We start from the raw sequence: 9,699 nt of genomic DNA, 5'->3' as shown, positions 1-9,699 counted from the left end.
TCGCTATCCGCGAAGGCGGCCGTACCGTCGGCGCCGGCATCGTTGCCTCGATCGTCGAGTAATCGACGAGACTGAGGGCGGGAAGACACAAGGCGCATGTGCTATGCGCCTTGGACATACCCGCCCCGAAAGATTTAGTTGGTCGCACGGCTTGCCGAAGACGACGAAATAGTGCAAATGGCGCCCACGCGTGATTTGCACGGTGCTTCGACGTTGTGCGCTCACAGAAAGACAGGCCGGCCACGGCCGCTCAAATAGGAAGGGGCAGGGGAAACCCTGTCCCTCCGATCTTTGAAAAGTTAGCGGACTGGCCGAAATTAAACGAAGTTCACTGCGTGTTTTTCCACGGAAACCGCAAGTAACCTGAACAAGGATAAGTCGTATGAACGGCCAGAACATCCGCATCCGCCTCAAGGCGTTTGATCACCGGATCCTCGACGCCTCGACGCGTGAAATCGTGTCGACTGCAAAGCGTACCGGTGCAAGCGTGCGCGGTCCCGTACCGCTGCCGACGCGCATTGAAAAGTTTACGGTCAACCGCTCGCCGCACGTCGACAAGAAGAGCCGTGAACAGTTCGAAATGCGCACCCACAAGCGCCTTCTCGACATCGTAGACCCGACCCCGCAGACCGTTGACGCGCTGATGAAGCTCGACCTGGCTGCCGGCGTCGACGTGGAAATCAAGCTTTAATAAACAAGGAAGGTACGTGGACCCCGGTCCAACGGCTTCCAAAAACGGGCGACCTCAAGATCGGATGATCTCAAGGAGACCTTAAACCAGAGATGTGAAGGGGCTTGCTCCGTCACTAACTCTCAAGAGGAATGAACCAATGCGTTCAGGTGTGATTGCACAGAAAGTGGGAATGACCCGCGTCTATAACGACGCCGGTGAGCATATCCCGGTTACAGTTTTGAAGCTGGAAAGCTGCCAGGTGGTAGCCCAGCGTACGGAAGAAAAGAACGGCTACGTTGCTGTCCAGCTCGGTGCTGGCCGCTCCAAGGTCAAGAACACGCCGAAGGCGATGCGCGGCCACTTTGCTGCTGCCAACGTCGAGCCGAAGGCGAAGCTCGTCGAGTTCCGCGTTTCCGCGGACAACCTGATCGACATCGGTGCAGAACTGACGGCGAACCATTTCGTTGCCGGTCAGCTCGTCGACGTCACCGGTACCACGATCGGTAAGGGCTTTGCCGGCGCCATCAAGCGCCACAACTTCGGCGGTCTGCGTGCAACGCACGGCGTTTCCGTATCGCACCGTTCGCATGGTTCTACCGGTTCCAACCAGGATCCGGGCCGCGTTTGGAAGGGCAAGCGCATGGCTGGTCACATGGGCCAGACGCGCGTCACCACCCAGAACCTGGAAGTCGTATCGACCGATGAAGACCGCGGTCTGATCCTGGTCAAGGGCGCTGTCCCCGGCTCCAAGGGTGCCTGGATCGTCGTTCGTGACGCCATCAAGTCGGGCACCCCGGAAGGCGCTCCGCGTCCGGCCGCTGTGCGCGCCGAAGCATCGAAGTAAGGGAGCCGAGTAATGGATCTCAACGTCAAAACCCTCGAGGGCAAGGACGCAGGAAAGGTTTCCCTTTCGGACGCCATTTTCGGCCTCGAACCCCGTGAAGACATCATTGCCCGCGTCGTTCGCTGGCAGCTCGCCAAGAAGCAGCAGGGCACGCACAAGGCCAAGGGCCGCGCGGAAGTTTCGCGCACCGGCGCCAAGATGTACAAGCAGAAGGGTACGGGCCGCGCCCGCCACCACTCCGCTCGTGCTCCGCAGTTCCGCGGCGGTGGTAAGGCTCATGGCCCGGTTGTCCGCAGCCACGCACACGACCTTCCGAAGAAGGTTCGTGCTCTCGGCCTGCGCCATGCGCTCTCGGCCAAGCTGAAGGCTGAAGAGATCATCGTCATCGACGATCTCGTTGCCAAGGAAGCCAAGACCAAGGCACTCGCCGGCGTGTTTGCCTCGCTCGGCCTCACCAACGCTCTCATCATCGGCGGCGCCGAGATCGAGAACAACTTCAAGCTCGCAGCCCAGAACATCCCGAATGTGGACGTTCTGCCGGTTCAGGGCATCAACGTTTACGACATTCTGCGCCGTGGCAAGCTCGTGCTTTCCAAGGCTGCCGTGGAAGCTCTGGAGGAGCGGTTCAAATGACGGATCTTCGCCACTACGACGTGATCGTGTCTCCCTCGATCACTGAAAAGTCGACGCTGGTTTCCGAACAGAACCAGGTCGTCTTCAACGTCGCCAAGGACGCTTCGAAGCCTGAGATCAAGGCTGCTGTCGAAGCTCTGTTCGGCGTCAAGGTTACGGCCGTGAACACGCTGGTCCGCAAGGGCAAGACGAAGCGTTTCCGCGGCTTTGCCGGAAAGCAGAAGGACGTGAAGAAGGCGGTCATCACGCTCGCCGACGGTCAGTCCATCGACGTCTCCACCGGTCTCTAACGGATAGGCCCATTAGGGTAAAAACCCAAAAGGGAACAAGAAAATGGCATTGAAAAATTTCAATCCGACGACCCCGAGCCAGCGTCAGCTGGTCATCGTTGACCGGTCCGGCCTCTACAAGGGCAAGCCGGTCAAGGCGCTGACCGAAGGCCTGTCTTCCAAGGGCGGTCGCAACAACCTCGGTCGCATCACCGTTCGCTTTCAGGGCGGCGGTCACAAGCGCACCTATCGTCTGGTAGACTTCAAGCGTCGCAAGTTCGACGTCGAAGGCACCGTCGAGCGTCTGGAATACGACCCGAACCGCACCGCGTTCATCGCGCTCGTCAACTACGCCGACGGCGAAAAGGCCTACATCCTCGCTCCGCAGCGCCTCGCTGCCGGCGACAAGGTCATCGCTTCGGAGAAGGCCGTTGACGTGAAGCCCGGCAACACGATGCCGCTGCAGTACATCCCGGTCGGCTCCATCATCCACAACGTGGAAATGAAGCCGGGCAAGGGCGGCCAGATGGCCCGCTCCGCCGGTACCTACGCACAGCTCGTTGGCCGCGACCAGGGCATGGCGATCCTTCGCCTGAACTCTGGCGAACAGCGCCTGGTGCATGGTTCCTGCCTCGCATCGATCGGCGCCGTGTCGAACCCCGACCACGGCAACATCAATGACGGTAAGGCTGGTCGTTCGCGTTGGCGTGGCAAGAAGCCGCACGTTCGCGGCGTCGTCATGAACCCGGTTGACCACCCGCACGGCGGTGGTGAAGGCCGTACCTCGGGTGGTCGTCACCCGGTTACCCCGTGGGGCAAGCCCACGAAGGGTAAGCGTACGCGCTCGAACAAGTCGACCGACAAGTTCATCATGCGCTCGCGCCACCAGAAGAAGAAGTAAGAGAGGAAGTCTCGAATGACTCGTTCAGTATGGAAAGGTCCGTTCGTTGACGGTTATCTTCTCAAGAAGGCTGAGAAGGTCCGCGAAGGCGGTCGCAACGAAGTGATCAAGATCTGGAGCCGCCGCTCCACGATCCTTCCGCAGTTTGTCGGTCTCACCTTCGGCGTCTACAACGGCAGCAAGCACGTTCCGGTCAGCGTCAACGAAGACATGGTCGGCCACAAGTTTGGTGAATTCTCTCCGACCCGGACCTACTACGGTCACGGTGCGGACAAGAAGGCAAAGAGGAAGTAACAATGGGCAAGGCAAAAGCCGAACGCCGGCTGAAGGATAATGAGGCGCAGGCAGTTGCGCGCACGATCCGCGTCAGCCCCCAGAAGCTCAACCTGGTTGCCGCGATGATCCGCGGCAAGAAGGTCGATCGCGCTCTGGCCGAACTGGAATTCTCCCGCAAGCGCATTGCAGAGACGGTCAAGAAGACCCTTGAATCTGCCATTGCAAACGCAGAGAACAACCACGATCTCGACGTCGATTCGCTCGTCGTTGCAGAAGCTTACGTTGGCAAGTCGATTGTCATGAAGCGCTTCCACGCCCGTGGTCGCGGCCGTGCATCGCGTGTCGAAAAGCCGTTCTCGCACTTGACGATCGTCGTCCGTGAAGTGGAAGCCAAAGGGGAGGCCGCATAATGGGTCAGAAGATTAATCCAATCGGCTTCCGTCTCGGTATCAACCGGACCTGGGACAGCCGCTGGTTCGCGGACAACGCCGAATACGGCCAGCTTCTTCACGAAGACCTGAAGATCCGCGCTTACCTGATGGAAGAACTCAAGGCTGCCGGCATTGCCAAGGTGGTTATCGAGCGTCCGCACAAGAAGTGCCGCGTCACGATCCACTCTGCTCGTCCGGGCCTGATCATCGGCAAGAAGGGCGCTGACATCGAGAAGCTCCGCAAGAAGCTTTCCGAGATGACCAGCTCTGAAACGCACCTCAACATCGTTGAAGTGCGCAAGCCGGAAGTCGACGCAACGCTCGTTGCTCAGTCGATTGCCCAGCAGCTCGAGCGCCGCGTGGCTTTCCGTCGTGCGATGAAGCGCGCTGTTCAGTCGGCCATGCGTCTTGGCGCCGAAGGCATCAAGATCACCTGCGCCGGCCGTCTCGGTGGCGCCGAAATCGCTCGTACCGAATGGTACCGCGAAGGTCGCGTTCCGCTGCACACGCTGCGTGCGGACATCGACTACGGCACGGCTGAAGCGGAAACCGCTTTCGGTATCTGCGGCATCAAGGTCTGGATCTTCAAGGGCGAAATCCTTGAGCACGATCCGATGGCTTCCGAGCGTCGCGCGATCGAAAGTGACAACCAGGGCCCGGCAGGCCGTGATCGCGACCGTGGCGATCGTGACCGCCGTCGTGAAAACGCGTAACATTCGCGTTTGGCAGCCAATATCGGAGAAGTAAAAAAATGTTGCAGCCAAAGCGTACGAAGTATCGCAAGCAGTTCAAGGGCCGCATCAAGGGCGTAGCCAAGGGCGGATCTGATCTCGCTTTCGGTGAATTCGGCCTTAAGGCTCAGGAACCCAACCGCGTGAATGCGCGCGAGATCGAAGCGGCCCGCCGCGCGATCACGCGTCACATGAAGCGCGCCGGCCGCGTCTGGATCCGTGTGTTCCCTGACGTTCCGGTTACCGCCAAGCCGACGGAAGTCCGCATGGGTAAGGGTAAGGGTTCGGTCGAATACTGGGCATGCAAGGTCAAGCCCGGCCGAATGATGTTTGAGATCGATGGTGTCAGCGAAGAACTTGCCCGTGAGGCACTTCGTCTTGGCGCTGCCAAGCTCTCTGTCAAGACGCGCTTCGTGCAGCGTATCGCAGAGTAAGGAGTGAACTCATGAAAGCTGTAGATGTTCGCGCCCTGAGCGCCGATCAACTCAACGAAGAGCTCGCCAAGCTGAAGAAGGAGCAGTTCAACCTGCGCTTCCAGAAGGCAACCGGCCAGCTCGAGAAGTCTTCGCGTATCAACGAAGTCCGCAAGGACATCGCACGCGTCAAAACCATTGCCCGCCAGAAGGCGGCAGAAGCCAAGGCCTAAGGACCAGAAAATATGCCGAAACGCATTCTGCAGGGCACTGTTGTCAGCGACAAGAACGACAAGACCGTCGTCGTACGGGTCGAGCGCCGCTTTGCGCACCCGATCCTCCAGAAGACCGTCCGTCGCTCGAAGAAGTACAAGGCGCATGACGAAAACAACCAGTACAAGGTTGGTGACGTCGTTTCCATCGAGGAATGCGCGCCGATCTCGAAGGATAAGCGCTGGACGGTAGTCGCCGCCCACGCTTGATTTCAGCAGGTTTTGACGCCAAGACCCTTGCGTCTTGGGAAAATACCTGTATGAAGCACGCAATTGAAGCAGGGGAACGCTCGATTCCGGGCGTTCTTTTGCTTTGAGATGAGCACTATAAGCCGGGCGAGGGGGTTTCGACCCAACCGGCCTGGTAACAACAAGAAGGCGACCTGACATGATTCAGATGCAAACAAACCTCGACGTGGCGGATAATTCCGGCGCACGTCGTGTCATGTGCATCAAGGTGCTGGGCGGCTCCAAGCGCAAGTATGCGTCGGTCGGCGACATCATTGTCGTTTCGATCAAGGAAGCCATTCCGCGCGGCCGCGTAAAGAAGGGTGATGTCATGAAGGCTGTTGTCGTTCGCACTGCGAAGGACATCCGCCGTCCGGATGGCTCTGTCATCCGTTTTGACACCAACGCAGCCGTTCTTATCGATAACAAGAAAGAGCCGATCGGCACCCGTATCTTCGGACCGGTTCCGCGCGAACTTCGCGCCAAGAACCACATGAAGATCATCTCGCTGGCTCCAGAAGTACTCTAAGGGAGCGTTAAGAGATGCAAAAGATCCGTAAAGGCGACAAAGTCGTCGTTCTCACCGGTAAGGACAAGGGTCGTACCGGCGAAGTCGTACAGGTAATGCCGAAGGAAGACCGGGCTGTCGTGCGTGGCGTAAACATGGTGAAGCGTCACCAGCGCCAGACCCAGAGCCAGGAAGCCGGCATCATCAACAAGGAAGCCTCGATCCATCTTTCGAACATCGCGATTGCCGATCCGAAGGATGGCAAGCCGACCCGCGTCGGTTTCAAGATCGATGGCGACAAGAAGGTCCGCGTGGCCAAGCGTTCGGGAGTAGTGATCGATGGCTAAGTCCGCTTACGAGCCGCGGCTCAAGAAGGAATATGTCGAGCGCATTCGTGCGGCTATGCAGGAGAAGTTCTCCTACGCCAACGAAATGCAGATCCCGCGCCTCGACAAGATCGTCATCAACATGGGTGTTGGCGAATCGACGGGCGACTCCAAGAAGCCGACCGTTGCTGCTGCCGACCTCGCAGCGATTGCTGGCCAGAAGCCGGTAATCACCCGCGCTCGCAACTCCATCGCAGGCTTCAAGCTTCGCGAAGGCATGCCGATTGGTGCCAAGGTTACCCTGCGCGGCGTTCGGATGTTTGAGTTCCTCGATCGTCTCGTGAACATCGCTCTTCCGCGCGTTCGCGACTTCCGTGGCCTCAACCCGAAGTCCTTTGACGGACGTGGCAACTTCGCCATGGGCGTCAAGGAACACATTGTGTTCCCTGAGATCAACTACGACAAGGTTGATCAGATGTGGGGCATGGACATCATCGTTTGCACGACGGCTACTAACGACGACGAAGCTCGTGCTCTGCTCGCAGAGTTCAACTTCCCGTTCCGTCAGTAATCCGTAACGACAAGCGTAAAGAAGGATAACTTTAATGGCGAAAACGAGCGCAGTTGAAAAGAACAAGCGCCGCCGCAAATTGGTTGCCTCGCAGGCTGCAAAGCGTGCCGCTCTGAAGGCGACCATCATGAACCAGTCTCTGCCGATTGAAGAGCGGTTCAAGGCAACCATCAAGCTGGCAGGCCTGCCGCGCGATGGATCCAAGACCCGCATCCGCAACCGTTGCGAAGTTACCGGCCGTCCGCGCGCCTTCTATCGTAAACTTCGTATGTCGCGTATTGCGCTTCGCGAACTGGGCAACCTCGGCAAGGTGCCGGGTATTGTCAAGTCGAGCTGGTAAGGAGACGGGCACATGGCAATGACTGATCCGCTGGGCGATATGCTCACCCGTATCCGTAACGGCGCGGCTCGCCGCAAGTCGAGCGTTTCCACGCCGGCTTCGAAGCTCCGTGCACGTGTTCTGGATGTTCTTCAGGCTGAAGGCTACATCCGCGGGTACTCCGAAGTCGTATTCGGCAACGGCAAGGCCGAGCTGAATATCGAACTGAAGTACTACGAAGGCGCTTCCGTGATCCGTGAGATCGGCCGCGTTTCCAAGCCGGGCCGCCGAGTTTATGTCTCGGTTAAGTCCATTCCGCAGGTCGCGAACGGCCTCGGCATCACCATCCTTTCGACCCCGAAGGGCGTGATGGCCGATCATCAGGCACGCGAACAGAATGTTGGTGGCGAGATCCTTTGCTCCGTCTTCTAATTGAAGACGGTAGCAAGTTCTCCATAGCGAACAGACAGGTATAAAAATGTCTCGTATCGGTAAGAAGCCCGTTCAGGTTCCGGCAGGCGTCACGGCAAGCGTTGATGGCCAGAAGGTAACGGCGAAGGGCCCGAAGGGCGAACTGTTCTTCGTTGCAAACGACGAAGTCTCGGTAAAGCTCGAAGAAAATGCGGTTGTTGTACAGCCGCTCAGCCAGAGCAAGGATGCTCGTTCGAAGTGGGGCATGTCCCGCACGATGATCGAAAACATCTTCAAGGGCGTCAAGGACGGTTACGAGCGCAAGCTCGAAATCAACGGCGTTGGTTATCGTGCGTCGATGCAGGGCAAGAACCTGCAGCTGGCGCTCGGCTTCAGCCACGACGTCGTCTACCAGACGCCGGAAGGCATCACGATTGCTGTTCCGAAGCCGACCGAAATCATCGTGTCCGGCATCAACAAGCAGCAGGTCGGCCAGGTTGCCGCGGAAATCCGCGAATACCGTGGCCCCGAGCCCTACAAGGGCAAGGGCGTCAAGTATGCCGAAGAGCGGATTGTCCGCAAAGAAGGCAAGAAGAAGTAAGGATCACGCGAAATGGCTAGCAGGAAAGATACTCTTGTGCGTCGCGCCAACCGCGTGCGCCGTCAAATCAAGGCGGTCGCCAATGGCCGTCCGCGCCTGTCGGTTCATCGCTCGTCGAAGAACATCTACGTACAGGTCATCGACGATGTGGCCGGCAAGACGCTTGCGTCTGCCTCCACCCTCGATACCGATCTGCGTTCGTCGTTGAAGACGGGCGCTGACACGGCAGCAGCTGCTGCCGTCGGCAAGCTCATCGCTGAGCGCGCCGTAAAGGCTGGCGTCAAGGACGTTGTCTTTGATCGTGGCGCCTTCATCTATCACGGCCGCATCAAGGCTTTGGCCGACGCTGCCCGTGAAGGTGGTCTGAACTTCTGATCGGTTGCCAGGCGGGCGTTGCGCCTGCCTGGCACTCTCATAGGTTTCCGGTCGCATCCGATCCATCGGACGGGGGCGACTTTTGTCAATCTGCCGATTGCACCCGGAAAAGAAAAAGGAAAAGGACAATGGCACAGGAAAGAAAGGGTTCTCGCGAAGATCGCCAGAACCGCGAAGAGCGCGACAGCGAATTTGTCGATAAGCTCGTAGCAATTAACCGCGTCGCCAAGGTGGTGAAGGGCGGTCGTCGTTTCGGTTTCGCCGCTCTCGTCGTCGTTGGCGACCAGAAGGGCCGCGTTGGCTTCGGTCATGGCAAGGCACGCGAAGTGCCGGAAGCTATCCGCAAGGCAACCGAAGCCGCAAAGCGCGACCTGATTTTCGTCCCGCTGCGTGGTGGTCGTACCCTGCATCACGACGTTCACGGCCGTCATGGCGCCGGCAAGGTGCTGCTGCGTTCGGCCAAGGCCGGTACCGGTATCATCGCTGGTGGCCCGATGCGCGCCGTCTTCGAAACGCTCGGCGTTCATGACGTCGTTGCCAAGTCGACCGGTTCGTCGAACCCCTACAACATGGTTCGCGCAACGTTCGACGCCCTCAAGAACCAGATGCACCCGAAGGACATCGCAGCTCAGCGCGGCATGAAGTACGCTACGCTCCAGGCTCGCCGTGCCGCCTCCGGCGCTGCTTCCGAAGAATAAGGGAGCTGACAGATGGCTAAGAAAGAAGTCGCAGCGAAGACCGTTACCGTCGAGCAGATCGGTAGCCCCATTCGCCGTCCGGCCGTACAGCGTCAGACGCTGATCGGCCTGGGCCTCAACAAGATGCACCGGGTTCGCACGCTGGAAGACACTCCGTCTGTCCGCGGCATGATCCGTACCGTCCAGCACCTCGTTCGCGTCGTCGACGAGAAGTGAGGG

20 protein-coding genes are annotated in these 9,699 nt (G+C 58.9%); all 20 read left to right on the top strand.

The features are described from left to right. The first annotated feature begins 382 nt into the window (after positions 1-382). The 20 genes from rpsJ (at position 383) to rpmD (ending at position 9,696) form a co-directional block, all read left to right on the top strand. Positions 383-691 (top strand): 30S ribosomal protein S10, encoded by a 309-nt coding sequence (gene rpsJ, locus L981_RS26435; protein ID WP_003507767.1) that lies wholly within the window; start codon positions 383-385, stop codon positions 689-691. A 139-nt stretch (positions 692-830) separates the two neighbouring features. Beyond that, complete coding sequence (rplC, locus tag L981_RS26430; RefSeq protein ID WP_034795518.1) at positions 831-1,517, top strand: 50S ribosomal protein L3; 687 nt, start codon at positions 831-833, stop codon at positions 1,515-1,517. Between the two features lie 12 nt (positions 1,518-1,529). Further along, positions 1,530-2,150, top strand: coding sequence for a 50S ribosomal protein L4 (rplD, locus tag L981_RS26425; RefSeq protein WP_034795521.1), 621 nt, complete (start codon positions 1,530-1,532; stop codon positions 2,148-2,150). Further along, a complete protein-coding gene (locus L981_RS26420) occupies positions 2,147-2,440 on the top strand; it encodes a 50S ribosomal protein L23 (protein WP_034795524.1) in 294 nt (97 codons plus the stop codon). The genes rplD and L981_RS26420 overlap by 4 nt, the downstream gene beginning before the upstream one ends. Before the next feature lie 43 nt (positions 2,441-2,483). Further along, positions 2,484-3,320 (top strand): 50S ribosomal protein L2, encoded by an 837-nt coding sequence (gene rplB, locus L981_RS26415; RefSeq protein ID WP_043623402.1) that lies wholly within the window; start codon positions 2,484-2,486, stop codon positions 3,318-3,320. 15 nt (positions 3,321-3,335) lie between these two features. Then, a complete protein-coding gene (gene rpsS, locus L981_RS26410; RefSeq protein ID WP_018239488.1) occupies positions 3,336-3,614 on the top strand; it encodes a 30S ribosomal protein S19 in 279 nt (92 codons plus the stop codon). Between the two features lie 2 nt (positions 3,615-3,616). Further along, positions 3,617-4,006: a 50S ribosomal protein L22 gene (gene rplV / locus L981_RS26405; protein ID WP_034795534.1), complete on the top strand. Its 390-nt coding sequence runs from the start codon at positions 3,617-3,619 to the stop codon at positions 4,004-4,006. Further along, a complete protein-coding gene (gene rpsC, locus L981_RS26400; RefSeq protein ID WP_034795537.1) occupies positions 4,006-4,740 on the top strand; it encodes a 30S ribosomal protein S3 in 735 nt (244 codons plus the stop codon). The genes rplV and rpsC overlap by 1 nt, the downstream gene beginning before the upstream one ends. A 38-nt stretch (positions 4,741-4,778) precedes the next feature. After that, positions 4,779-5,192: a 50S ribosomal protein L16 gene (gene rplP / locus L981_RS26395; RefSeq protein WP_011975175.1), complete on the top strand. Its 414-nt coding sequence runs from the start codon at positions 4,779-4,781 to the stop codon at positions 5,190-5,192. A gap of 11 nt (positions 5,193-5,203) precedes the next feature. Beyond that, on the top strand, positions 5,204-5,404 hold the full coding sequence (rpmC, locus tag L981_RS26390) for a 50S ribosomal protein L29 (protein ID WP_034795543.1): 201 nt from the start codon (positions 5,204-5,206) through the stop codon (positions 5,402-5,404). A gap of 12 nt (positions 5,405-5,416) precedes the next feature. Then, positions 5,417-5,653 (top strand): 30S ribosomal protein S17, encoded by a 237-nt coding sequence (gene rpsQ, locus L981_RS26385; protein ID WP_034795546.1) that lies wholly within the window; start codon positions 5,417-5,419, stop codon positions 5,651-5,653. A 178-nt stretch (positions 5,654-5,831) separates the two neighbouring features. Continuing rightward, positions 5,832-6,200: a 50S ribosomal protein L14 gene (rplN, locus tag L981_RS26380; RefSeq protein WP_034795548.1), complete on the top strand. Its 369-nt coding sequence runs from the start codon at positions 5,832-5,834 to the stop codon at positions 6,198-6,200. Positions 6,201-6,214: 14 nt separating this feature from the next. Further along, positions 6,215-6,526, top strand: coding sequence for a 50S ribosomal protein L24 (gene rplX / locus L981_RS26375; protein ID WP_025426674.1), 312 nt, complete (start codon positions 6,215-6,217; stop codon positions 6,524-6,526). Beyond that, positions 6,519-7,076 carry a 50S ribosomal protein L5 gene (gene rplE / locus L981_RS26370; RefSeq protein ID WP_043623396.1) on the top strand — a complete coding sequence of 186 codons (558 nt, stop codon included), beginning with the start codon at positions 6,519-6,521 and terminating at the stop codon, positions 7,074-7,076. Before rplX ends, rplE begins: the two co-directional genes overlap by 8 nt. A 34-nt stretch (positions 7,077-7,110) precedes the next feature. Continuing rightward, entirely contained in the window at positions 7,111-7,416 is a 306-nt protein-coding gene (rpsN, locus tag L981_RS26365; RefSeq protein ID WP_034795562.1) for a 30S ribosomal protein S14, read from the top strand. Between the two features lie 12 nt (positions 7,417-7,428). After that, positions 7,429-7,827: a 30S ribosomal protein S8 gene (gene rpsH / locus L981_RS26360; RefSeq protein ID WP_025426677.1), complete on the top strand. Its 399-nt coding sequence runs from the start codon at positions 7,429-7,431 to the stop codon at positions 7,825-7,827. 46 nt (positions 7,828-7,873) lie between these two features. Beyond that, positions 7,874-8,407 (top strand): 50S ribosomal protein L6, encoded by a 534-nt coding sequence (rplF, locus tag L981_RS26355; protein WP_043623391.1) that lies wholly within the window; start codon positions 7,874-7,876, stop codon positions 8,405-8,407. Between the two features lie 12 nt (positions 8,408-8,419). Next, a complete protein-coding gene (rplR, locus tag L981_RS26350) occupies positions 8,420-8,782 on the top strand; it encodes a 50S ribosomal protein L18 (protein WP_043623388.1) in 363 nt (120 codons plus the stop codon). A 128-nt stretch (positions 8,783-8,910) separates the two neighbouring features. After that, the gene (rpsE, locus tag L981_RS26345; protein WP_043623386.1) at positions 8,911-9,480 is read left to right on the top strand and encodes a 30S ribosomal protein S5; all 570 of its coding nucleotides are present in this window, start codon (positions 8,911-8,913) and stop codon (positions 9,478-9,480) included. Between the two features lie 12 nt (positions 9,481-9,492). After that, the gene (gene rpmD / locus L981_RS26340; protein WP_043623384.1) at positions 9,493-9,696 is read left to right on the top strand and encodes a 50S ribosomal protein L30; all 204 of its coding nucleotides are present in this window, start codon (positions 9,493-9,495) and stop codon (positions 9,694-9,696) included. Positions 9,697-9,699 lie beyond the last annotated feature (3 nt).

The organism is Ensifer sp. ZNC0028 (genome assembly GCF_000799055.1).
Taxonomy (GTDB): domain Bacteria; phylum Pseudomonadota; class Alphaproteobacteria; order Rhizobiales; family Rhizobiaceae; genus Ensifer.
This window is presented reverse-complemented; position numbering and strand designations above follow the sequence as displayed.